General features: G+C 33.1%; 22 protein-coding genes. 11 read left to right on the plus strand and 11 right to left on the minus strand.

Translation table 11 applies throughout. The features are described 5' to 3' along the window. Positions 1-131 precede the first annotated feature (131 nt). The 3 genes from MT340_RS02510 to MT340_RS02520 all read left to right on the plus strand — a co-directional run bounded on the left by MT340_RS02510 (position 132) and on the right by MT340_RS02520 (position 2,588). Positions 132-1,064, plus strand: a complete 933-nt coding sequence (locus MT340_RS02510; RefSeq protein ID WP_243603554.1) for a 2-dehydropantoate 2-reductase — start codon at positions 132-134, stop codon at positions 1,062-1,064. A 142-nt stretch (positions 1,065-1,206) separates the two neighbouring features. After that, positions 1,207-1,680 carry a DUF1440 domain-containing protein gene (locus tag MT340_RS02515; RefSeq protein WP_243588647.1) on the plus strand — a complete coding sequence of 158 codons (474 nt, stop codon included), beginning with the start codon at positions 1,207-1,209 and terminating at the stop codon, positions 1,678-1,680. 56 nt (positions 1,681-1,736) lie between these two features. After that, the gene (locus tag MT340_RS02520; protein ID WP_243588648.1) at positions 1,737-2,588 is read left to right on the plus strand and encodes an NAD-dependent epimerase/dehydratase family protein; all 852 of its coding nucleotides are present in this window, start codon (positions 1,737-1,739) and stop codon (positions 2,586-2,588) included. A gap of 57 nt (positions 2,589-2,645) precedes the next feature. Here MT340_RS02520 and yidC read toward each other — a convergent pair whose 3' ends face one another. Then, on the minus strand, positions 2,646-3,497 hold the full coding sequence (gene yidC / locus MT340_RS02525; RefSeq protein WP_243588649.1) for a membrane protein insertase YidC: 852 nt from the start codon (positions 3,495-3,497) through the stop codon (positions 2,646-2,648). Between the two features lie 95 nt (positions 3,498-3,592). Then, positions 3,593-5,095: a serine hydrolase domain-containing protein gene (locus MT340_RS02530; protein WP_243588650.1), complete on the minus strand. Its 1,503-nt coding sequence runs from the start codon at positions 5,093-5,095 to the stop codon at positions 3,593-3,595. 284 nt (positions 5,096-5,379) lie between these two features. Here MT340_RS02530 and MT340_RS02535 point away from each other — a divergent pair, with 284 nt between their 5' ends. Then, a complete protein-coding gene (locus MT340_RS02535; protein WP_243588651.1) occupies positions 5,380-7,206 on the plus strand; it encodes an APC family permease in 1,827 nt (608 codons plus the stop codon). Positions 7,207-7,258: 52 nt separating this feature from the next. Here MT340_RS02535 and MT340_RS02540 read toward each other — a convergent pair whose 3' ends face one another. Then, positions 7,259-9,460: a cation:proton antiporter domain-containing protein gene (locus MT340_RS02540; RefSeq protein WP_243588652.1), complete on the minus strand. Its 2,202-nt coding sequence runs from the start codon at positions 9,458-9,460 to the stop codon at positions 7,259-7,261. A 228-nt stretch (positions 9,461-9,688) separates the two neighbouring features. After that, positions 9,689-11,089 (minus strand): amino acid permease, encoded by a 1,401-nt coding sequence (locus tag MT340_RS02545; RefSeq protein WP_243588653.1) that lies wholly within the window; start codon positions 11,087-11,089, stop codon positions 9,689-9,691. A 326-nt stretch (positions 11,090-11,415) separates the two neighbouring features. Here MT340_RS02545 and MT340_RS02550 point away from each other — a divergent pair, with 326 nt between their 5' ends. Further along, on the plus strand, positions 11,416-12,231 hold the full coding sequence (locus MT340_RS02550) for a metallophosphoesterase (protein WP_243588654.1): 816 nt from the start codon (positions 11,416-11,418) through the stop codon (positions 12,229-12,231). A 57-nt stretch (positions 12,232-12,288) separates the two neighbouring features. Here the strand turns inward: MT340_RS02550 and MT340_RS02555 are convergent, their stop codons facing one another. After that, a complete protein-coding gene (locus MT340_RS02555; protein WP_243588655.1) occupies positions 12,289-12,900 on the minus strand; it encodes a C39 family peptidase in 612 nt (203 codons plus the stop codon). A 152-nt stretch (positions 12,901-13,052) separates the two neighbouring features. On the opposite strand from MT340_RS02555, the gene MT340_RS02560 reads away from it, so the two are divergent. Continuing rightward, a complete protein-coding gene (locus MT340_RS02560; protein ID WP_243588656.1) occupies positions 13,053-13,529 on the plus strand; it encodes a GyrI-like domain-containing protein in 477 nt (158 codons plus the stop codon). Between the two features lie 75 nt (positions 13,530-13,604). On the opposite strand, the gene MT340_RS02565 is transcribed toward MT340_RS02560, so the two are convergent. The 3 genes from MT340_RS02565 to MT340_RS02575 all read right to left on the minus strand — a co-directional run bounded on the left by MT340_RS02565 (position 13,605) and on the right by MT340_RS02575 (position 16,418). After that, positions 13,605-14,363 carry a class I SAM-dependent methyltransferase gene (locus tag MT340_RS02565; protein WP_243588657.1) on the minus strand — a complete coding sequence of 253 codons (759 nt, stop codon included), beginning with the start codon at positions 14,361-14,363 and terminating at the stop codon, positions 13,605-13,607. Positions 14,364-14,381: 18 nt separating this feature from the next. Beyond that, complete coding sequence (gene scdA, locus MT340_RS02570; RefSeq protein WP_243588658.1) at positions 14,382-15,053, minus strand: iron-sulfur cluster repair di-iron protein ScdA; 672 nt, start codon at positions 15,051-15,053, stop codon at positions 14,382-14,384. A gap of 162 nt (positions 15,054-15,215) precedes the next feature. Then, positions 15,216-16,418, minus strand: coding sequence for a putative multidrug effflux MFS transporter TcaB (locus MT340_RS02575; protein WP_243588659.1), 1,203 nt, complete (start codon positions 16,416-16,418; stop codon positions 15,216-15,218). 220 nt (positions 16,419-16,638) lie between these two features. Between MT340_RS02575 and MT340_RS02580 the strand changes: the two genes are divergently transcribed. Next, complete coding sequence (locus MT340_RS02580; RefSeq protein ID WP_243603555.1) at positions 16,639-16,740, plus strand: type I toxin-antitoxin system Fst family toxin; 102 nt, start codon at positions 16,639-16,641, stop codon at positions 16,738-16,740. Between the two features lie 168 nt (positions 16,741-16,908). Here MT340_RS02580 and MT340_RS02585 read toward each other — a convergent pair whose 3' ends face one another. Both MT340_RS02585 and MT340_RS02590 read right to left on the minus strand, forming a co-directional pair. After that, positions 16,909-17,685, minus strand: coding sequence for a hypothetical protein (locus MT340_RS02585; RefSeq protein WP_243588660.1), 777 nt, complete (start codon positions 17,683-17,685; stop codon positions 16,909-16,911). Positions 17,686-17,705: 20 nt separating this feature from the next. After that, on the minus strand, positions 17,706-18,860 hold the full coding sequence (locus MT340_RS02590; protein ID WP_243603556.1) for a glycerate kinase: 1,155 nt from the start codon (positions 18,858-18,860) through the stop codon (positions 17,706-17,708). Between the two features lie 107 nt (positions 18,861-18,967). On the opposite strand from MT340_RS02590, the gene MT340_RS02595 reads away from it, so the two are divergent. The 4 genes from MT340_RS02595 (at position 18,968) to MT340_RS02610 (ending at position 22,886) form a co-directional block, all read left to right on the plus strand. After that, on the plus strand, positions 18,968-20,455 hold the full coding sequence (locus MT340_RS02595) for a hypothetical protein (RefSeq protein WP_243603557.1): 1,488 nt from the start codon (positions 18,968-18,970) through the stop codon (positions 20,453-20,455). A gap of 11 nt (positions 20,456-20,466) precedes the next feature. Then, positions 20,467-20,850 (plus strand): GtrA family protein, encoded by a 384-nt coding sequence (locus MT340_RS02600; RefSeq protein ID WP_243588663.1) that lies wholly within the window; start codon positions 20,467-20,469, stop codon positions 20,848-20,850. Between the two features lie 205 nt (positions 20,851-21,055). Beyond that, entirely contained in the window at positions 21,056-21,925 is an 870-nt protein-coding gene (locus tag MT340_RS02605; protein WP_243588664.1) for a cation diffusion facilitator family transporter, read from the plus strand. A 274-nt stretch (positions 21,926-22,199) separates the two neighbouring features. Next, entirely contained in the window at positions 22,200-22,886 is a 687-nt protein-coding gene (locus MT340_RS02610) for a 2,3-diphosphoglycerate-dependent phosphoglycerate mutase (RefSeq protein ID WP_243588665.1), read from the plus strand. A 155-nt stretch (positions 22,887-23,041) separates the two neighbouring features. Here the strand turns inward: MT340_RS02610 and MT340_RS02615 are convergent, their stop codons facing one another. After that, on the minus strand, positions 23,042-23,143 hold the full coding sequence (locus tag MT340_RS02615; RefSeq protein WP_243588666.1) for a putative metal homeostasis protein: 102 nt from the start codon (positions 23,141-23,143) through the stop codon (positions 23,042-23,044). Positions 23,144-23,213 lie beyond the last annotated feature (70 nt).

Raw genomic sequence — 23,213 nt, forward strand, 5'->3', positions numbered from 1 at the left:
ATTGTTCCCATTTTTTTAAAATAAAGGGCTTAATTTATCTAAAAATTAAGAATATTTAGCAAACAATATTGACTGACAATAAGTGAAGTAGTATTTTAAAATCAATATCAAGAAAAAAGGAGTTATGACATATGAAAATAGCGATTGCTGGTTCAGGCGCATTAGGCAGTGGATTTGGTGCAATGTTATATCGCCACGGTTATGATGTAACATTAATTGACGGTTGGGAACCTCAAGCTACAGCCGTTAAAAATGATGGCTTACATATTGATATCAATGGAGAACAGCATCATTTGAATATTCCTATGTATCAAGATACTGATATTCCTAAAGATGCTAAATATGATGTAATATTTTTATTCACTAAAGCCATGCAACTTCATGATATGTTGCAACATATTCAATCACATCTTCATGATCAAACAATTATGGTTTGTACGATGAATGGCTTAAAACATGAGCGTAAAATTGTAAACTATGTAGATGAAGCACGTATCGTAAGAGGTGTAACAACTTGGACGGCTGGTTTAGAATCACCAGGGCATACGCATTTAATGGGGGCGGGTCCGGTTGAAATTGGTGCGCTTGTAGAAGAAGGTCAAGCTAATGTTGATATCGTATATAATATTTTAGAAAAAGCACAACTAAAACCTCATAAAAGCGAAGACTTACAACAATCAATATGGAAGAAGATTTGCGTAAATGGTACTGCCAATGCATTATGTACGATTTTAGAATGTCGTTTATCTAATTTAAATGCAAGTGACTATGCAAGAAAATTGATTTATAAAATTACTCAAGAAATTGTTCAAGTTGCAACAATCGATGGTGTACATTTAAATGCAGATGAAGTGTATCAATATCTAATTGATTTAAATGATAAAGTGGGTCCTCATTTCCCGTCAATGTATCAAGATTTAATTAACAATAATCGTTTAACTGAAATTGATTATATCAATGGCGCTGTAGCAAAGTTAGGTGTTGAACATCGTATTGAAGCGCCAGTTAACCAATTTGTGGCTAACATGGTGCACGCTAAAGAAGAACAACGCAACGCGAAATAAGCTAAATATTTTCAGCCTTTGAAGTTGCATATAAATGTGATATTCAAAGGCTTCAATTATGTTTACTTTTAAAAATTTGAATTTTAGGGTAAAACAATAAATAATTGAAAAGATTATCGACAAAATAGGAGTTGTGATAATAATGAATCAAACAACTAAACGGATCCTTATTACTGGCGTTGTAGGTGGTTTATTAAGTGGTGCTGTAAAGATGGGCTGGGAAGGTCTCGTACCTCCTAGAACGCCTGAACGCGATGAAGAGCCACCGCCAATGACATTACTTAATAAATTGGGTCTACCTGAAAACATTAAAAATGCAACGTATCGCTACAACGGAAATGATGTTCCTATAACGGTGATGGGCATTCATTACGGCTTTTCAGTGGCGAATGGGTTAGCTTATGGTTTATTAGCTGAAAAATGTTCAAAAGTCACAGCTTTTAAAGGTTCATTATTCGGTATAGCCGTTCATATCGCATTCCATGAATATATTTTACCGAAACTTGAATTGACGCCTCCAGTTAAAGATTTACCGATTGAAGAGCGTCTTTCAGAATTATTCGGTCATATTGTATGGATGAATACAATTGATTTAGTTCGTCATTCTGGAAAATAAAGACAAGTTTAGATATTCATTTTCAAAATAGAGAAATAGAAAGGTGAGTATAAGTTATGGCTAAAATATTTGTGACAGGTGCGACAGGATTAATCGGCACAAGATTAGTACAACGTTTAAATGAAGAAGGTCATGAAGTAGCAGGATTCACGACTTCAGAAAAAGGTAAAGAGAAATTAGAAAACCTTAATGTCAAAGCGTATATCGGCGACATCTTAAAAGCAGATACAATTGACGCAGCTATTGGAGATTTTCGTCCAGAAATTATTATTAATCAAATTACTGATTTAAAAAATGTGGACATGGCGGCGAACACGAAAGTACGTGTTGAAGGTGGCAAAAACTTAACTGATGCTGCTTTAAAATATGATGTTAAGAAAGTTGTCGCACAAAGTATTGGATTTATGTATGAACCGGGTGAAGGTTTAGCTACTGAAGAAACACCACTTGATTACAATTCAGAAGGCGATCGTAAAATTACGGTTGACGGTGTTGTAGGTCTTGAAAAAGAAACAGCACGTATGGATAAATATGTTATCTTACGTTTCGGTTGGTTATATGGGCCTGGTACTTGGTATGGTAAAGATGGCATGATTTATAATCAATTCAAAGATGGTGAAGTGACGTTATCTGATGGTGTAACATCATTTGTGCACTTAGACGATGCAGTAGAAATTTCAATTCAAGCAATTGATTTCGACAATGGTATCTATAATGTGGCAGATGATGAACCGGTTAAAGGTTCAGACTTTGCGAAGTGGTATGCTGAAGAAGTTGGTGTTGATCCTAAAGTGACGATTCAACCTGCGCAACCATTTGAAAGAGGCATTACTAACGATAAATTTAAAGCTCAAGGTGGTAAATTAATTTATAATACTTGGAAAGACGGCATGCATCCATTGAAATAACCATACAATGAGAAAGAGGAACTGAAACAATTCATAGTTTCAGTTCCTCTTTTGTATCTATTGGTCTTGTGTAACTTCTGTTTGTGATGGTGTGTTTGAATTCTGACGTTGGCGTTCAATGCGTTGTCGTAACTTTTCACCTTCAGCTTTACCAATCTTAGCGTAATGGCTATGCGCAAAATGCATTTGAATAATTAAGAATGTTGCACTTACTGCCCAATATAAACTCAATGCTGAAGCAGATTGTAAGGAAGCATAGATGATAAATAATGGAGACAAAATCATCATAACGTAATACGTTCTGCGTTCATTCTTAGGATAGTGAATTGAGTTTACTAGTGGTTGAATAAAATAAAGCAAGGCAGCAATACAAGTCATTGCGATATCAGTATGCATCAAATTAAACCATAAGAAGTGAGGATGTTGGATAATCCCACCACTAGTAGGATATTTAATACAAGTATACAATCCTAATAATATAGGAATTTGAATTAAAATTGGTAATGTGCCAATTAAATTTTTAAATGGGTTGATACCATATTCATTGTACTTCTTCATCAACAATTTATTTGCTGCGCTTTTTTCTTCAGGTGTTTCAGCATGTTTAATCTTTTCTTGGATTTTATCAATTTCAGGTTTCACAACTTTCGTTTTGTTACGCACAACGTGAATATTCTTAACTTGAATAAACATTAAAGGCATCAACACAAGACGAATAATTAATACAATCACGATAATTGCCAAACCATAATTGTCATGGAATGAGCGACCTAGGAAATGTAATAGTGCATCCATTGGTCTGACAAATATTGTATAAAAGAATCCATGTTGATCTTCTTTATGAGAATAATCACAACCCGCTAATAATACAATAAGACTCATAAAGAATAAGGACCATTTCTTTTTCATGTCTCTACTCCTATGCATTGAGGTCTTTAATAATCTTAGTCTTTAATATGTTTAGCTTATCACACTTCAGTATATTTTATACTTTTTTGCACAGATTATTTGTTATCTTTTAAGTTAGTTGTTGTTGTTATAATTTTCAAGAATATAAAAGCAAATAGACTTGTTAGAAGTACGAGTATACTCATTAATGCGACTTTAGCAGATGTAGGTAACCAAGACATAATGAATTGCCAGTCTGTATTGGCTAAAACAATGGATGGCAATAAATGGATCATACCTAATATCAGCGCAAAAGCGACAATTAACATTAAGAGCCTAAGTTGGATATTGCGTGATTTGAAATCGAACTTCAACGGTTTATGACTAATGAGATGACGATAAATAAGCACGAAACTACTGATTATTGCTAGAGTTATGATAACTGTAAATGCAATGATTACTGCTTGCCATTGATTGATTAAATTCTGAAGCGTAGTGACATGTTGATTTGCGCTCATCTGAGTATCCAGATGGTGGGCCAGTTCTGGAACATTTTTAGAATAAGCGTTAGCGAGCACCACGATACCATAATCTTTTTTAGGATTCAAAATGATATAAGATGAATAATTCTCTAATGTGCCAGGGTGATAAACCAGTGTATCTTTAGCATTTTCATCTACGAACCAACCTGTAGCATAACTTGTTGGTGAAGTTTTTTGTTCAGTTTTTACCTTAGGTTGATGCGTTTCCTTAATTAATGCACTTTGTTTCGAATGTGAGTTGAGTTGGAAACGAATCCATGGTTCTAAATCTTTAGTACCTGTCATCATATAAGCGGCAGGATTATCACCCAGGTTGAATTCTGGATTATCCACATAAGCTTTACCATACTTCACTTTATATCCTTGCGCGTCGTTAGTCTTTTTCTCATTACTTTCTTTAGTCGTTGAATGACGCATATTTAATGGTTTGAAAATGTGGTTCTTCATATAGTTTGAATAAGATTCGTGAGAGACATTTTGTACGATGAGACCTAACATATCATAGTTCATATTGGAATACTCAAACTGTTTCCCTGGCTTAGCATTAAGTTTACGTCCTTTTATACTGTCTACGATGCCCGCTAAATTGTTGTTCTTTTTTGTGACTTTATCATCATCTGTGATATCGCCAGGAATGCCACTCGTTTGGGCGATTAATTGGTTAACAGTAATATCTTCTTTCTTACCTTTATACTTCATATAAAATCCAGGTATATAGTTACTCACTTTATCGTTTATATTAATTTTCCCATCTTCTACTAATTGCATAATGGCATAGCCAGTAAAAGCTTTTGTGTTAGAGGCAATTTCAAAACGTGTTTTAGGAGAAACTTTAATCTGCTTATCAACATTAGCGTAGCCATAGCCTTTATTAAGAAAAACTTTGTTATGTTTAATAATCAATACCGACATCCCAGGTATGTGGTCATCCTTCATTTCATTTGTAACCATTTTATCGATATATATCTGAGAGGATGGACTAAACATAGAATAGCTAGGTTTCATTTTAATTCCAACTGAAATGATAATCACAATAATCAGTAAAATAATACCACTTATTAATAATTTCTTTTTCATTCATTCTTTTCCTTTAAATAATTATTTTTATCGTAGGCAATCTAAATAATTAACTGTGATAAGTATAGCAACATTTTTTTGAAATAGCTCAATAAAGGGGTTTATACATTGTTAGCAATATTTTTGAGATAGCTATATTATAAAAATATACCTGAAAATATAATAGTAAAAAGTAACTTTTAGGGTATAAATATCTAATAAATCTTATGCTAGTGGCTATACTTTTAGTGAAAATGGGAGTATATTTTACCATTGAAATTGAATATAAAAGAGGTAAGGGTTAAATGTTCACTCAATTTAAAAGACTTTTAATTGGTAAGCCTAAACGAAATAGAGATTTAAAAAATGAGAAAATTAGTAATTTCAAAGCGCTAGCCATTTTATCATCCGATGCCTTGTCATCCGTTGCCTATGGTCCTGAACAAATTTTGATTACATTATCTGTTGTAGGAGCGATTGCATCATGGTATACGTTACCTATTGCTTGTGCTGTATTAATTCTATTGGCTGCGTTAATCTTATCGTATCGTCAAATTATTTATGCCTATCCTAAAGGTGGCGGCGCCTATATGGTGTCTAAGAATAATTTAGGAGAGAAATGGGGCTTACTTGCAGGTGGTTCTTTACTTGTTGATTATATATTGACGGTAGCTGTTAGTATCGCGTCAGGTGCTGATGCATTTGTGGCAGCTTTCCCATCTTTATATCATCACAAAGTATTAATCGCATGTTTATTAGTGTTATTTATTTTGATTATGAATTTACGTGGCTTAACTGAATCGGCTACTGTATTATCATATCCAGTGTATTTATTTATTATCGGGTTAATTATTATGATTATAATCGGTGTTTGGAAAGTTGCGACAGGCCAAGCGACACCTCATATGCATGCAAGTGTAGGTACTGCTGTACCAGGTGTAACGTTATTCCTGTTGTTAAAAGCCTTTTCATCAGGGGCTTCATCACTCACAGGGGTAGAAGCCATTTCCAATGCTGTTACAAACTTTAAAGATCCAGGCCCTAAAAATGCTGTTAAAACATTACTAACTATGGGGGGTATCTTAGCCTTCTTATTAGTAGGTATTGTAGGTTTAGCTTATTGGTACGGTATTATGCCACAAGCTGAGACGACAGTATTATCACAATTAGCCGCAAATGTTTTAGGACATAATGTTGGCTATTACTTTGTACAAGCTACTACAGTGATGATTCTTGTATTAGCTGCCAATACTGGCTTCACAGCTTTTCCAATGTTAGCGGCAAGTATGGCGAAAGATAAATATATGCCTCGCATGTTTAGAGTTCGTGGTGACCGCTTAGGTTATTCTAATTCAATTATTACTTTAGGTGTTTGTGCCATTTTGTTAATTATTATTTTCAATGGTAAAACTGAGAACTTAATTCCATTATATGCAGTGGGTGTGTTTATTCCATTTACATTAGCGCAATATGGCATGGTGCTTAAATGGATTAGAGGTCGTGAAAAAGGATGGGCTACTAAACTCATCGCAAATGCAGTTGGAGGCACGATTACTTTTATCGTGTTTATGATTTTTTTAATTACTAAATTTTCACATGTATGGCCAATTTTAATCTTTTTACCTATTGTGGTTTACGTATTTTTACGTATTAATTCTCACTATAAAGATATTGCGAAACAATTGAAATCAACTGCAATGGTACAAGATATGCCTATAGTTGATAAAAACTTAGCTGTTGTACCTGTAAGTACTATTACATCAGCCATAGATAAATCAGTTTATTACGCACAGATGATTGCTGACGATGTTATTGCTGTGCATGTATCATTTGGTGACGAAGCGGATAAAGACTTTGTTGAAAAGTGGAAAAACCATTTCCCAGACGTGCGTTTAGTTGTTGTACATTCAGAATACCGCAGCGTGATACGTCCAATTTCACGCTTTATTGATAAAATTAATAAAAAAGCGAATGATAAAAATTATGTGATTACTGTGGTAGTACCACAATTCATCACTAAAAAATCTTGGCATAATTTCTTGCATAACCAAACAAGTATACGTTTGAAAATGCATTTATTCTATCAAAAAAACGTTATCTTAGCGACAGTACCATTTAAATTACAGAAATAGTAAAAAGCAGGAACTTGTAAATTAAAATTTCAAGTTCCTGCTTTTTAATTATTTAGTGTTGCGCTTCGTGTGCTAACACGATTTCATTATAGTTTATATTTTCACGCAATTGTGTCGCAATTTCATTAGATACTTTATTGCGAGAAATTAATTCATCAAGTAGTTGACGTTGGATATATAATGCTTCAAGTTTGAGTTCCTGTTGTTGTTGAGTAGTTAAAGCATAAACTTCTTTATTTTCCGCTTTTTGTTGTTTTCTATTTTGATTTTGACGAATTGTACGTGACAATGCATGATACTGGTTAATAATTAAACTTACTTCAAGTACATTTGAACTGTTTTGTTCCTCACGCATTTTCATAATAATATTGTGATTAACGACACGCATAATGTGTTGCACTTTGTTGAAACTATTCGCAAACTGTTTGCGTTGTTCATTACGTTCTTCTTTAACTTTGTTACGTTCTTGTTTATATTCTTCTCTTTTTTCTTTAACTGATGCACGATCCTCTTTAGAAGTTGCTTTATGTTCTTCTCTCATAAGCGCACGGTCTTCTTTATGAATTTTGTGTGCTTCCTTTCGCGAATCTTTTCTAGCCTTAAAGCGTAAGAAGATCATTTTGAAAAAACGGCTTACTTTTCTTAAGAATGACATTTCACGATAAGATTGACTGAATTCCATCACATTGCGATAATCTGTTAAATCCTTTTTAGTAATACGTCCTTTATCAATTAAACGTTCAAGCGTTGTTGTTTCTTCTTTTTCAGCGATTTCCTGTAAACGACGCAATTCTTTCGTATTTTGATTATCAGGTTCCATATTAATTAAGAATGATAATTCATTGAAATATTGATTGAGAATTGGACGATAATCTACATTTTTATTGTCTTTTGCCTTGTTCTTAAAACGATCAAGCACATTCTGAACCATAAATATTTTAGCAGATTGATAGGTCATACCTTTAAAGTCTGAGATCTTTTCTGAAGGCGTAATCATAGGTAAGACGATTTGTGCGACAATCAAACTAATTAATACCATTAATGAGGCAATAAATAATAGATCATTGCGATATGTAAATTCATGATTTTCATTCATCATGTAAGGTAATGTAAGTGCCATAGAGAGCGAAATCGTCCCATGTATACCACACATTGTCATTATAAAGGCATAATGACTACGTTTAGGCGGACCGGCATCTTCTTCCTCATCAAGATAAGACTGCACGTTTTTAGGATAATAAAAATCTTTGAACCATAAATATACCCATATGTATCTAAAGACATATATCGCAAGTGCAATAAGTAAGGTAGTAGTGATAAGGAATGTAATATTTTGAGGTTCTTTATGAATAATTTCCATAAATACTTCAGGGACCATGAACCCTAATACCACAAAGACAAAACCATTTAAAGCGTAACTTAACGTATTCCAAATTTGATTGTAATTCATTTGTAATTCAGTTTGGGCACGAATTAAACGATTGCGTTCTAAGCCATGAATTAATCCAGCAACAACGACAGCGATGATACCTGAGGCATGGAGTTCTTCACCGATAAAATAAATCGCAAAAGGTGTCAGTAACTGAATAAAATTTAAGGTATTACTATCTTTTAATCCTTTATTAGCAGTTAAATAAATTCTTAAGCGAACCACTAATGCACCACCGATAACACCAATTAAAATACCAAGAATGGTTGAAATAATAAATTGACTAATGGCATCAAAGGCAGAAAAACTACCTGTTACTAACGCGGTAACTGCAATTTTAAATGAAATGATACCGGCAGCGTCATTAAGTAATGATTCACCTTCTAGTATTGACATTGAACCCTTTGGTAAGACTTTACCTTTTGTAATAGCGGATACTGCAACGGCATCGGTAGGGCAAAGAATGGCTGCTATAGCAAATGCAGCGGGCATAGGTAAACTTGGCCAAATCCAGTGAATAAAGAAACCTACACCAATAACGGTTGTGAAGACCAGACCCATTGCCATTAAAATGACTGGTTTTCGATATTCCATTAATTTAGTACGAGAAACGTGTGTCCCTTCGACAAATAATAATGGGGCGATGACTGCCATCATAAATACTTCAGATTCAAATTCAAAATGAATTGGAATAGGTAAAATAAAAAGACAGACACCCAATGCGATTTGAATAAAAGCAGTAGGAATTTTAGGAAACCTATTATAAATAATAGAACTAATAATTACTGCACAGATAAATAAGAGGAAAGCTTCTAATAGTTCCATTGGTAACTCCTTTTTAAAAATATGGATAATTATCATTTTACACGATAGTAAATAAGCTATCAAAATTGTATGACTACTATACAAAAGAATTTTTAATTTAACTTATTTTGTTCTATATATTTTCACTTGTAAATTACCTAATTCAAATGACGTAAAAATAGCGAAACATAACCAAGTTCAAGTTGAAGTAGGTTATGTTTCGCTAATATAAATAATAGGGACATAAATTTAATAGTTAATAGAGTTACGTCCTTGTTTACGTGTGCGTTCTGCTAGAATTTCTGCATTCTTTTTATATTTTTTATATAAGAAGAATAAGAAAATAAACCAAATCGGTGAAATAAAGACTGCCATTCTTGTATCTGCACTAAAGAACAATAAGATAAAGACAAAGAAGAAGAATGCTAGGACAATATATCCCATTACTTGTCCACCAAATAATTTGAATTTATTGTTGCGATGTTCTTCTGGATTTTTACGAACATAAATAATATAAGAAATAATAATCATAGCCCAAACGACTAAAAAGAGGACTGTTGATAATGTCGTTACGTAAATAAATAATTGAATTGCATCAGGGAAGATAAAGTTTAATAAAGCAGCTGCAAGCAAAGTCCCCGATGATACAAGCATTGATAAGTAAGGCACACTATTGCCATTTGTTTTACTTAATACTTTAGGTCCCAAACCTTGTTTAGCCAAACCAAATAAAATACGGCTATTTGAATAAATACCACTGTTTGTCGCTGAAGCAGCAGCTGTTAAGACTACAAAGTTAACTAAACCTGCTGCGAAAGGTAAACCGATTAAACTAAACATAGTTACGAATGGACTACTATCTGAATTAATTTTATTCCATGGAATGACTGACATAATGACTAATAATCCACCTACGTAGAATAATAAAATACGAACAGGTACATTGTTAATTGCTTTAGGAATAACATTTCTTGGATCTTTTGTTTCACCAGCTGTCACCCCGATTAACTCAATACCGATAAATGAATAAACTGCAATTTGGAAGGCCATTAAGAAACCAAATGGGCCATTAGGGAAAATTCCGCCGTGATTAACTAAGTTACCAAATGATGCGTGTCCATATGATGTTCTGAATGAAAAGAAGACCATCACAAGGCCTATAATAATCATTGCAATGATAGTTACAATTTTAATGATTGAGAACCAAAACTCTAATTCACCGAATAATTTAGCTCCGAGCATATTGAAAGAGATTAGCATTAATACAATGAACAAAACCGTAATCCAGTGAGGGACTTGAGGAAACCAGAAACTAAAATATTGTCCCATGGCTGTTAAATCAGACATACTAGAAGCAATCCAAGAAAGCCAATACGTCCAACCAATAACGAAGCCTCCAAAAGGTCCGATATATTCATTTGCAATATCTACGAATGAATTAAAGCGTGTATTACTTAATAATAATTCTCCAAGCGCTCTCATAAAGGCAAAGAGCACCATACCAATAATCATATAGGTAATTAATAATGAAGGGCCGGTTAAGGAAATTGTTTGGCCAGACCCTAAAAATAAACCTGTTCCGATTGCGCCACCAATTGCGATTAATTGGATGTGTCTGTTACTTAATTCTCTTTCTAACTGTCTTGCCATAAACTTCCTCCTCAGAAAGAATGATGTCAATATTTTTGTGAAAACGCTTTCTTATATCAGTATTTAAAATCTTCCTTTTAACTGAAGAGCATAAAATTAAATGTACGATAGTATGTAATAGTAGGAATATTCTGTCATTTTATTGGTGTTAATTTTTAATTTTAATAAACTATGTGCCCTTGCTAAAAGTTATTTTTATTATACTCTTAATTTTTCAAAAAACAAATAAATTTATTAAAATACATTAATTGGAATAATTTAAATTTAAAGTCATGTATGAAATAATAAATGAAATCTAAGAAATTATTTAATTAGAGGGAATATATATGAAGATAGGGGCAATTTCAGATTTACATATTGATCGAAATCCTAAATTAGAGGTTCAGGCTTATTTAGCCTCACTAACAAAGGTTGCTATGAAGCGTGACATAGATATTTTATTAATCGCTGGTGACATTTCGAATCATTTTCAAGAAAGCTATCAATTTATTAGAGAGTTACAATATAAATTATCAATACCTGTATTATTTGTGCCTGGGAATCATGATTATTGGGTACCAGATAATTCTATTACGTCTGAAGAAATCTATGAATTCTACGCTAAACAACCGGAATGTTTAATTGGGAAACCTTATATTATTAATAATGATTGGGCGATTGTCGGCCATACAGCTTGGTATGATTATAGTTATGCCGATAATAAGTTTGAAATTGAACGCATTGAGCGAGGTAAATATTATGGCGCAACTTGGCAAGATAAAGTGAAAATAGACTGGCAAATGGATGATAGAACATTATCTCAATTCACTGCCAAGCAAACTAAAAATGACTTAGAAAAAGTAAGTGATAAAAATATTATTTTAATGACCCATATCGTGACGCATCCACAATTTGTCGTGCCAACGCCTCATCGCATCTTTGATTTCTTTAACGCCTTTATCGGCACACGTGATTTTGATAGTTTGTATAAAAATTTTTCTATTAAGTATAGTATTATGGGTCACGTACATTTCCGTAAAACGCTTTTTGATAATGGTGTTACTTATATGTGTCCATGTTTAGGATATCGACGTGAATGGCGTACAGATAACATTGAGGAAGAGATGAACCATGCTTTAGTAGATTTTGTAATAGAAGAATAATTGGAATGTTTCCCTCTAAATGATCATTAAATATAAGATGATTTAGAGGGTATCATTTTAAGATTGTAGATAAATACATTTTTTACCAGGTGCATTAAAACTGCGTTCCATTGTTTTTTTACCAATCTTGATGACTTGGAAGCGATTTGGCACAATGGCAGGAATAATAAATTTACGAAATACATGACTCCATAAAGGGTCAATATAATAATAATAGTGCTCGTCATAGCCGATTAACAATGTGACGTGAATATTAGAGACCAACTCAGTAGGTGTATTATCAAACTTAAATTGTTTGCGGTTAGGTGAATCTCCAAGACTTGTGTGATACAAAATAATGGGTTGGCCCTGGTCAATAATTGTTTCTAATTTGGTTAAATCTGTACCTGTACCATCAACAAAGCGTTCATCGATCGTTTGTAAGTATGGGACGTAGGCATCAGGGAATATCGTTTGATGATGTCCAAACTTAATCATTAATTGATGACCAACATAGCCTTTATGGGGATTATTGGGATGAGTAGGCCAGTGTTTCATGATTTCTGTGGCTTTAATATCATGATGATTATATTGCAGTAACATAGCTGCTGAAACCCCTTCACATCCCATAACCATTGGAATAGGGAATAATTGGCTAATCGGTTTTACAGGTAAGATGTTTTTCGTCATAAATGGTTCTCCTTCATAACATGTTGCGCACGTTCTATATTAAAGTAAATTTATTATATACCCTCACAGCACTTTCGTATAATATTTTGAATTGGGTATATAATAGTTAATTAAGAAGATTAGAATTTTGGTTTGCGGAAAAGGAGGATAACATGGACTACTGTTTTAAAGATTTAGAAAATTTAAAAATTGTAGGAATAAAACGAAAATATAGTAATGGAAGAGAAATGCAACAAGACATTCCTGATTTTTGGCAAGAAGTGAATAATAAGCAATTAACTGAAGAAATAATCGAAAAAAGTAATCATAAGTTATCAGGAATATTAGGTATTTGTCGTACGTTAGAAAATGGAGCACTGGAGTATATCATTGGCGTACCTACAAACCAAAATATTGATAATGAAAGTGTATATGAAATGATTGCGTTAGAAGCACAAACATACATTGTCTTTGAGGCTGTTGGTAAAGTTCCACAAGCTGTTAAAGAGACAATCGCACAAATACATCAAAACGTATTACCAAAACTTGATGTTTCAGTTAAATCTGCACCACTTTTTGAACATTATTTACCGGGAAATACGCAAAGCGATGATTATATTACAGAAATTTGGATCCCTATTTCTCGCTAATTTTTAAATAAAAAATGATTCCATTATAAGTCTCTCATGGAAAGACACCTCACAATGGAATCAATATTGAATTAATTATTTTCGAACAGCATGAACGATATAGTTCATATTATTTTTATGTTTACGCATTGTTTTAAACATTCTTAAGAACATCGGACGATTAGCAAGTTTTAAGGCATTTTTTATAATCATAAGTGTGCCCACAAAACCTTCATCTCTAATCATGCCAGGGGGCGACATTAATGACAATTTACCTGTATGAGATTCGATTGTGCTAAATCCTGCTGATTGATAAAGTTGATACCAATGCTCTGTAGGTAAAGGCGTTACTTTCACATTAATGGCGTCACTGAGTTCAGTGATAACTTGTTCTTTAAGTGGACGATTAACAATCGCAATATCATGTGTAAGTAGAATGCCATTTGGTTTAAGCACGCGGTAATATTCTTGAAGCACTCTTTCCTTCATTGCTAGAGGCAACATTGTAAGCATCGCTTCGTTCAAAATAATATCAAAGCTATTATCTTCAAACGGTAGTTGTGCAACATTAGCCTGCGTTAAATGAATATAATCTTCTAAATGATGTTTGGCGACATTTTTTCGGCCTTGTTTTAAGGCTTTGTTATTTAAATCGACACCTTCTATATGACAGTGATATGTTTTGGCCAGTTCAATTGACGTCGTACACATGTTACATGCCACTTCTAGAACTTTCTTTTCTTTTGAAAAATGTCCCTTTTGAATGAGCCAATCCGTAGCTACTTTACCACCTGGGCGTAACCTTTTTTTACCTAATGTAGCTAAAAATGTATGACCGGCTAGTTTGTTGCTCATTTATCAACATCTACTTTATTAACTTGCAAATTTGTTAAATAAAACATGATTTTCAAGATGTACATGTTCGTGTGTTTCACGTTCTAAATTCTCAAGGCGATTATACACTAAACGCCATGTTGTACAAGCCTCTTGTGGAGGTTGATAATCATTTGTCAACTCACGCATTGATTGGAGTAATTGACCTGTTTGTGTATGGTCATCCACTAAACTATTAATAATTTGATCAGCATTTTCTACTTTTTGACCTTTTGAAATTTCAATCAATTTTGGAAAAGCATGGTTATCTTCTTCTAATGTATGTTCTAACATTCCATCTCTGAATTGACGATATAAATCTTGCAATTCTAATAAATATGGAAATCTTTCGCCATGTACTTTCGCTACTTTAGTTACGTAAGGAGTAAGATTTTTGAACTCTTCTCGTATAGTTTGGTGGAAACGTGATTGAATATATTGAATTAATGAAGGCGCATCGAGATATTCAACGCTAATACCTCCAGGTTGAGAGACTGGTAATGCATTAAGTTTATTTATAAGTGTGTCAACATCTACTTTTTTGTTTTGAACTGCTTCCTCAATTGAAATGTTGCCACCACAACAGAAATCGATACCATATTGTCTAAAGACATCTGCTGCCAAAGGTTGTTGAGTGACAATATTTGCTACTATTGAATCTTTATTAATCATTTCAATTCCTCCTTATTCATTAGCTATTATATTAAATAATGATTTTTTAAAGAGTGAGGAAAGTTAGTTGTCATGTAAATGTCGAAAAGTTATAACAAAATGGTGAATATATATTAAATGGCAAAGTAATCTAATTAACATGATTACTTTGCCATGCTGACTTTAAATATTTTTTCGGTAGTGATGTCTAAAATAGATCACTTGAAGGGCGATTAATAAGATTGCTGCGATTGTAATAACTAAAACATATGGCATAACATTATATTCCCCTTTTAAACCAACTAAGGGAGAGATAATGCCCCCAAGTATAAATTGAAATAAACCTAATAAACTTGAAGAATTGCCACTTCCTCCAGTACGTTCTTCCATAGCCATTGAAAATCCCAGAGGACCAATTGATGCTACTGGGCAAACATTCAAGAAAAAGGCGATAAGTAATATCCATAATGGACCATGTAAAATCAATGTCAATGAGATTAATATCACGCCGAAAATTTGAATTAAAGTTAAATAAATAAACAAATGATAGCGATGAACATATGTGACTAATATCGCCACGATTTGACTTACAGCTATAAGACCTATGCCATTTATAGCAATCATTACACTAAATTGTTGTGGTGTCATGTGATAAATCTTCTGCGTGATAAATGGAGAAGCAGATGAAAAGCTAAATAACATCACGTACGTTAAGCCCTGTAAGATCATAGGGATAACGAAACCTGGCTTTCTTAATAATTGGCCGAAATCTAAGAATATCGATTTAAAATTTAAAGTGCGATGGTGTTCATTATGAGTAGCAGGCATATTTACTGCAAAACTACATAAGAGCGCGAGGCTAATTATAGTTAAAAGTACGAAAATGATTCTCCATGAACCTAGTGTCAATGACAGTCCACCTAAAAGGGGCACAATTATTGTTATAATGCCATTAACCACCATTAATGAAGCTAGAAATTTAGCGAGTATATCTCCTTCATATTTTTCACCTGCAAATGCTTTAGCAATCACAATAATACCACCTGCAGTCAATCCTTGAACCAAGCGTATAGTAATAAAAAACGAGAGGTGAGTGACAAAGATTGAACTTACAGAAGTTAAGAGAAAAATACATAAAGTGATGATACCCATTCGTTTATATCCAAACACGTCTGATAGAGGACCAAACAAAAATTGTCCTAACGCTAAGCCAATCATTGCAAATGATAGAGTGAGCTGAACTTCAGAAGCAGAAGAGCCAAAGTGATGTTGGACGGTAGGCAATGCCGGTGAATACATGTCAATCGTCATTGGCCCGAAAGCAGTCATAACACCTAAAATAATAATTAAAAATAAGGGTAGTTTAGTGCTTGTTGTATTTTGCATATTGAATCTCCTTGAAAAGATTTGCAAATAACATTATATCTTTTTTTTAAACATTTGTAAGTTACAAAAATAGTTTTTATTGAGAGGAGTTTTTCATAATATTATATAGATACAATATTACTTATCGGAAGTTACCTATTATCGTATATTCGGAGATGATATAATATATAGGTCGCCTATCTCTCAGGCGTCAATTTAGACGCAGAGAGGAGGTGTAATTATGCTTGATAACTTTGTTCACATCATGACCACAGCAACAAGTGGTTGTATCGTTGCATTATTTGCATATTGGCTACGCAATCGCAACGATAAGAAAAAATAGGCGACTATAGCCACACTTAAAAAATCCCCTCACTATTGGTAGTAGTGAGGGGATTGGTGTATTATGCTTAATAACTTTGTTAAGTAAATTATAACACTAGTTAGTAGAGAAATGCAAAGTTACATTACTTGCTGTAAATAAAGAGCCTGTAAATGGAGTTATAAAATATTATTGATTGCTTGTGTCTTTAGCCCCGTTAATAATACTATCTAATTTGTTCTTAATATCATCAAATTTTGTATTAACATCATTGAGTAAACTGTCCACTTTGCTTTGATTCTCATTATTTTGTTGCGCGTTATTTGCTTCTTTTAATTTATTAACTTGATCTTGATAAAACTGAGTGAATTTTGAATCATTTTTATTTTCTTCATTATTTTTCAGTTTATTAATTTCATCTTGAATTTGTGAAATACGTGAATCACTGTCAACTTTATCTTTAATATCGTTTTTAGCTTTTTCAACTTGGCTTTGAATACCATCTTTTTGATCGTTAACTTGATTTTCGTAATTTTTGGATACTTTATTAGGATCATTGCTGACTTTTTCATCTTCGCCAGTCATATGATTTACGATTGCTTTAGTAGCAAATATAGCAACAATCACTAATAAAAAAGCTATAATTGCAATTAACCACTTTTTAGATGTTTTATTTTTTTCATTTTCTTCTTCTAATTGTTGTTCACGTCGAAAATCACGTTCATTGTAATAACGATTACCACGTTCATCATAGAAATCATCACGACGATAATCCTCGCGTGACGCATAGTCGTCACGATATCTTGGGTCTTCTGACTCGGGACGACGTTGGCCATTTCGCTGACGGTAGTCCTCATCATTTTGTCTACGTTCTTGGCGATAACGTGGGTCCCTATTTTTTTTAGAAGGTTGACGATATTGATCATCGTATTTATAAGATTCTTTGTATTTGTCTGTACGTTTCATGTTGGTCACCTCATTTATATTTATTTGTTTATTACTTGTTGGAATAATCGTGCCACATTTTCAGCGATACGTTGAATATTATCTTTCCCTTTAGTTAATAACTCATCTATCTCCATAGGTTGCTCGATGATGCTAAAGGCACTATCAATGCCATGCTCATAAACCGCTTCATAGCCATCGCCTAAGCTACCACAAATTGCTACGACAGGGATATCGTACTGTTTCGCAGCTTGTGCTACACCAATGGGCGTCTTGCCATAAATCGTTTGCGCATCCATTTTTCCTTCTCCAGTGATGACTAAATCTGCATCTTTTACTCTCTTTAAAAATTGGGTCTCCTGAAGAACGATATCGATACCTTTGGATAGGGAAGCATTTGGGAAAAATGCTAGAATACCTGCACCTAAGCCACCAGCCGCACCGGCACCAGGTACATCTTTAACATTTTTATTAATGTCTCTTTCAATCATATCATGATAGGTAGCTAAGGCGGAATCCAACTTTGGTATCATCTTATCTGTGACACCTTTTTGTGGTCCATACACAGTGGTTGCGCCATTATCACCTAATAAAGGATTATTGACGTCACAAGCGACTTCAAACTGCACATGCTCTAGTCGTGAATCTAATTGAGAGATATCGATACGTGCTAGGTGTGAAAGATAACCACCACCTAAAGGTAAGGTTTCCTCATTTTCACCTAGAAATTTAACGTCAAGTGCAGCAAGCATGCCACTACCACCGTCATTCGTCGCGCTTCCACCCAGTCCTAATATAATCTTTGAAACACCATGATCTAACGCATCTTTAATCAATTCTCCTACTCCAAAGGTAGAAGCCCTTAATGGATCGCGTTCATGAGATTTCAATAAGTCTAAACCGGAAGCAGCAGCCATTTCAATAATTGCCACACTGTTATCTTGTGAACGTGCGTAACTCGCTTCAATGTCGCGATAGAGTGGGTCATGAACCTTCACTTTATATGTTTTAGCATTTAAGGCTTCCTTTAACGCGTCAGTCGTGCCTTCACCGCCATCTGCCATTGGAATAATGTCATAGGCGATGTCTTCATTAAATATTTTTTGAAAGCCACGCTGAATGGCTAAACCAGCTTCTTTAGCTGACATGCTCTCTTTAAATGAATCAGTTGCAATTACAATTTTATTAATTGGCATAGCCTCACCCTTTAAATAATGGTTAATTTATAAAAATAGTATATAATAATATTTAAATTTAAAATTCTGTTAGATAAGTCTTTCTAAGTAATAAGAAGGAGAGAGAAATGTTTAGATTAAAGCAACACGAATTATACATCTGGTTATTAGGTTTATTCATCTTTTACTGTTACATCGCATTTATGATGCCTTTACATAGTTCGGATTGGTTTTGGGGCAGTCATCAAGGGATGCAAGCCGTGACCAATCATTTCGAACAAATTGATGGAGATTATATTAGTAATCTCTTAGCTTTTGCTATTACGCAATCTGCAACATTGCGCGTCGTTTCATATGGTACCATTTCTATACTTTTAGTCTTAATGATGCTCAAATTCGTGACATATACATTCTCAACTAATACATTCATTTTAATAATACTCTTCATATTTATTATACCCAATTCAATTTTTGCGCAAAGCTATGGCAATTTTGAATTATTTTATAGTTATGTATTTGGGACTTGTATTGCACTCTATATTTTACATTTTGTGGTTTCAACTTTTATTTTGGAAAATGAGTTCAAATTTTGGAATATCTGTATATTTTGGATTGCCTGCGTCATAGGCCAATGGTTTGCGGAAACACTTACTTTTTATAATGTCATGATGTTGTTGAGCGCATTAATCATTTACTTCATTTGGAAGCGGAAGATCAACTTTAACTTATTAATAGGCTTTATGTTAACGTTATGTGGTCCATTTATAATGTTGTTTAATGAAAGCTACATATACCATTTTATCAATATCAAAAATTTACGTGCTCAAGTGGATGAATTAGGTTTCTTCCATAAAATAAAACTGACTTTATTTGAACAGTTACCACAATACATATTTTTCGATAATATCTTTTTAATAAGTTTAATTGCTATAGTTTTAATTATATTATTGGTAAATAATGTAGCTTTTAAAGAGTGGTCTAGGTATAAACGCTTCTTTTTAATATGTGGAATTAGCGCACTGCCAATATACAGAATATTGATTTATGTGCCTTTCAACTTGAAGCAATTAGCCATCTTATATAGTTATGGCATCATAAATATTATAATCTGTCTTATGTTTTATATCAGTGTATTTATAGCGAGTTTCTATATAGTGAAGAATCGTTATATGCGCGTTGTCATTGAAGGCATAGGTATTTCAATTATTCTCAATGCCATTCCTATATTTTTAATTGGAAAAGTAGTGCCACAATATTTCTTTATGATATATACTTTATGGTGCCTACTTGCCGTAATTCTTTTAACTACGCTAGGTAGACTTACGCAATCCATTTTTAACATACTTAAATTATTAACTATATTATTAATGGTAGTATATATCATCGTTTGTACAACGCTACATTTTGAAAATGAAAAAAGAGTAGACGCTATACATACGCAGATTAATAATCATAAAAACGAGCTGGTGATTCATCACTTACCGTTTGAAACATACTTTAGTGGCATGACGCCGACTAATGAAATAGATCAAGAAAACTTCAAAGAATATCATCACATTCCTAACGATAAAAAAATAAAAGTATTGCCGTTTGAAATTAAAGAAACAAACGACTAAGGAGAGTCATTATGAAGTTAACCAAAACACACTATGAAATTATAAAATTTGTAATCGTCGGCGGTATTAATACGCTAGATTATTACGTAGTGTACTTAATGTTACTAAAGCTATTTAATGTACATTATATGCTCAGTCATATTATAGGTTTTGTAGTGAGTTTTATTATTTCTTATTATTTAAATTGTTATTTTGTTTATAATGTAAAACCAACGTTGAAAAAGTTCTTAAGTTTTCCCTTAACACAAGTTGCAAATATGGGAATGCAGACATTATTTTTATATGTTTTCGTGAGATGGTTTAATCTTCCATCTGAAATCGCGCCCTTTGTGGGGTTAGTTATTACTATCCCAATCACATTTGTAATGTCTAAGTGGTTATTACGTGATAAGTAATATTAATGAGAGTGAGACAGATGAAATCTTTTAATTAAGATTTATTTCTGATTCGCTCTCTTTTTTATTTAATCAATAAAAATTAGGCCTAGCTAAAAATTAAATTAGCTTATTTATATAAAATTTATAGAAATAAAAAAACGTTGTAATTCAATATTTCATAGCTCATACTATTGATATTAACGCTTTTAAGGTGGGTAATGAGATGTCTCAAAGTGAAAACCTAAAGCTAGCTCAAAGAGGCGCTTATCTAAGTTTAGTGGTATATATTATTCTTTCAGTGTCTAAATATATTACTGGATTTGTATATGATTCAGCTGCAGTTAGGGCTGATGCTTTAAATAATATGACTGACATTATAGTATCTATTGCGGTTATTGTAGGACTTAAGATTTCTATCAAACCAGCTGACAAGAACCATCCATATGGTCATTTAAAATCTGAGAATATTTCAACATTATTAGTATCATTTATTATTATGTTTGTTGGGATTCAAGTAGTGATTGAAAACGCCCCTCGTATCATTACACAGGAACATCATACGCCTAATGCAATTACCATTATCATCAGTTTGATCAGTGGGATAGTAATGATTGGCGTCTATGCAATCAATCATCGATTAGCCAAAAAAACAAAAAGCAGTTCTTTAGATTCTGCTGCAAAAGATAATCTGTCTGACGGTTTAGTTAGTATTGGTACTGCCATTGGTTTAGTTTTCACCCAATTTGGCTTATCTATTGTGGACGTTATATTAGCAACACTATTAGGTGTACTTATTGTCTATACCGGTTTCGGTATTTTTAGAGATTCCATATTTGCTTTAAGTGATGGTTTTAATGAAAAGGATTTGGAAGAGTATCGTAATGAGGTATTAGAGGTCAAAGACGTGAAAGATGTAAAAAGTGTAAAAGGACGTTATCACGGTAGTAGTATCTTTTTAGATGTCACAATTGTCGTTGATGCACACTTATCATTACAAGAAGCCCATGAGATTTGTGATAAAGTGGAATCACATTTACATAGCATTGGTATTTCTTCAGTATATGTTCATCCAGAACCAGATACTTTAGATTAATTTTATTATACAGAAAAGGTTCACTATTGAGCAGAGAGCTTAATAGTGAACCTTTTTGTCTTGTTGCCGATTCCGGGGACTAAACTTTAATTTTTAAAAATGTATAGCAAATTGATGATGAAACACTAGAATTATGAAAAATATTGAAATAGTTCTATAATGAAAGTATTAGAGAAAGAGGCACTCAGATACTTAGCACAGTGAAGAAATTTTCAAGCCTCGTTTTACTTTTCAAATAAAAGTATCACGAAGTAAATACAGGAAGGTGTTTTAAATGCCAAAATTAATCTTATGCCGTCACGGACAAAGTGAATGGAATGCTAAAAACTTATTTACTGGTTGGGAAGATGTTCAATTATCTGATCAAGGTCGAGATGAAGCGATTAAATCTGGACGCAAATTGAAAGAGAGCGGTATTGAAATTGATGTAGCGTACACATCATTATTAACTAGAGCTTTAGAAACAACTCAATATTTATTAGCTGAATCTGATCAACAATGGATCCCAGTTCATAAAAGTTGGCGTTTAAATGAGCGTCACTATGGTAAACTACAAGGTTTAAATAAAGACGAAGCACGTAAAGAATTTGGTGAGGAACAAGTGCATCAATGGCGTCGTTCATACGATGTGAAACCACCAGCAGAAACTGAAGAACAACGAGAATCATATTTAAAAGATCGTCGTTATCGTCATTTAGATCATCGCATGATGCCATATTCTGAAAGTCTAAAAACAACGCTTGAACGTGTGGTGCCAATTTGGACGGATAGAATTTCACAACATTTATTAGATGGAGAAACTGTGTTAGTCGCAGCACATGGTAACTCAATCCGTGCGCTTATTAAATATTTAGACAACATTTCTGATGAAGATATTGTTGGCTATGAAATTAAAACAGGTGCACCATTAATCTATGAATTAGATGAACACTTAAACGTTACAAATCATTATTATTTATAATATTTATTGAAAAGAGTAGAAAGTGGAAATCTTTATAATTAGGAAGATTTCCATTTTCTACTTTTTTAGGAGTTAAATGTTAAATGTGTGTAGTTCATATATTGAATTTCTTAGACTACGGCGGAGTACTTTAAAATGAATGTACGTAGCATCGCTTATTTATGTTTAGATTGTTTAATTATTTTTAATGCGCGTTTACGTGTTTTAATGTTAGGGCTGTTCAAATTACGTCGTGCAGTTTGTAAATCTTGTTTCATATTTGGAACCTCCTTTTCTAAAAGAATAAAGTAAAATAATATCTTTGTAAATAGTAATTATTACGATTTG

This window comes from Staphylococcus sp. NRL 16/872 (assembly GCF_022815905.2).
Taxonomy (GTDB): domain Bacteria; phylum Bacillota; class Bacilli; order Staphylococcales; family Staphylococcaceae; genus Staphylococcus.

Excerpts from the sequence above, each read along its gene's own strand:
- MT340_RS02510 (WP_243603554.1), top strand. The coding sequence starts at position 132 with ATGAAAATAGCGATTGCTGGTTCAGGCGCATTAGGCAGTGGATTTGGT.
- MT340_RS02515 (WP_243588647.1), top strand. The coding sequence starts at position 1,207 with ATGAATCAAACAACTAAACGGATCCTTATTACTGGCGTTGTAGGTGGT.
- MT340_RS02520 (WP_243588648.1), top strand. The coding sequence starts at position 1,737 with ATGGCTAAAATATTTGTGACAGGTGCGACAGGATTAATCGGCACAAGA.
- yidC (WP_243588649.1), bottom strand. The coding sequence starts at position 3,497 with ATGAAAAAGAAATGGTCCTTATTCTTTATGAGTCTTATTGTATTATTA.
- MT340_RS02530 (WP_243588650.1), bottom strand. The coding sequence starts at position 5,095 with ATGAAAAAGAAATTATTAATAAGTGGTATTATTTTACTGATTATTGTG.
- MT340_RS02535 (WP_243588651.1), top strand. The coding sequence starts at position 5,380 with ATGTTCACTCAATTTAAAAGACTTTTAATTGGTAAGCCTAAACGAAAT.
- MT340_RS02540 (WP_243588652.1), bottom strand. The coding sequence starts at position 9,460 with ATGGAACTATTAGAAGCTTTCCTCTTATTTATCTGTGCAGTAATTATT.
- MT340_RS02545 (WP_243588653.1), bottom strand. The coding sequence starts at position 11,089 with ATGGCAAGACAGTTAGAAAGAGAATTAAGTAACAGACACATCCAATTA.
- MT340_RS02550 (WP_243588654.1), top strand. The coding sequence starts at position 11,416 with ATGAAGATAGGGGCAATTTCAGATTTACATATTGATCGAAATCCTAAA.
- MT340_RS02555 (WP_243588655.1), bottom strand. The coding sequence starts at position 12,900 with ATGACGAAAAACATCTTACCTGTAAAACCGATTAGCCAATTATTCCCT.
- MT340_RS02560 (WP_243588656.1), top strand. The coding sequence starts at position 13,053 with ATGGACTACTGTTTTAAAGATTTAGAAAATTTAAAAATTGTAGGAATA.
- MT340_RS02565 (WP_243588657.1), bottom strand. The coding sequence starts at position 14,363 with ATGAGCAACAAACTAGCCGGTCATACATTTTTAGCTACATTAGGTAAA.
- scdA (WP_243588658.1), bottom strand. The coding sequence starts at position 15,053 with ATGATTAATAAAGATTCAATAGTAGCAAATATTGTCACTCAACAACCT.
- MT340_RS02575 (WP_243588659.1), bottom strand. The coding sequence starts at position 16,418 with ATGCAAAATACAACAAGCACTAAACTACCCTTATTTTTAATTATTATT.
- MT340_RS02580 (WP_243603555.1), top strand. The coding sequence starts at position 16,639 with ATGCTTGATAACTTTGTTCACATCATGACCACAGCAACAAGTGGTTGT.
- MT340_RS02585 (WP_243588660.1), bottom strand. The coding sequence starts at position 17,685 with ATGAAACGTACAGACAAATACAAAGAATCTTATAAATACGATGATCAA.
- MT340_RS02590 (WP_243603556.1), bottom strand. The coding sequence starts at position 18,860 with ATGCCAATTAATAAAATTGTAATTGCAACTGATTCATTTAAAGAGAGC.
- MT340_RS02595 (WP_243603557.1), top strand. The coding sequence starts at position 18,968 with ATGTTTAGATTAAAGCAACACGAATTATACATCTGGTTATTAGGTTTA.
- MT340_RS02600 (WP_243588663.1), top strand. The coding sequence starts at position 20,467 with ATGAAGTTAACCAAAACACACTATGAAATTATAAAATTTGTAATCGTC.
- MT340_RS02605 (WP_243588664.1), top strand. The coding sequence starts at position 21,056 with ATGTCTCAAAGTGAAAACCTAAAGCTAGCTCAAAGAGGCGCTTATCTA.
- MT340_RS02610 (WP_243588665.1), top strand. The coding sequence starts at position 22,200 with ATGCCAAAATTAATCTTATGCCGTCACGGACAAAGTGAATGGAATGCT.
- MT340_RS02615 (WP_243588666.1), bottom strand. The coding sequence starts at position 23,143 with ATGAAACAAGATTTACAAACTGCACGACGTAATTTGAACAGCCCTAAC.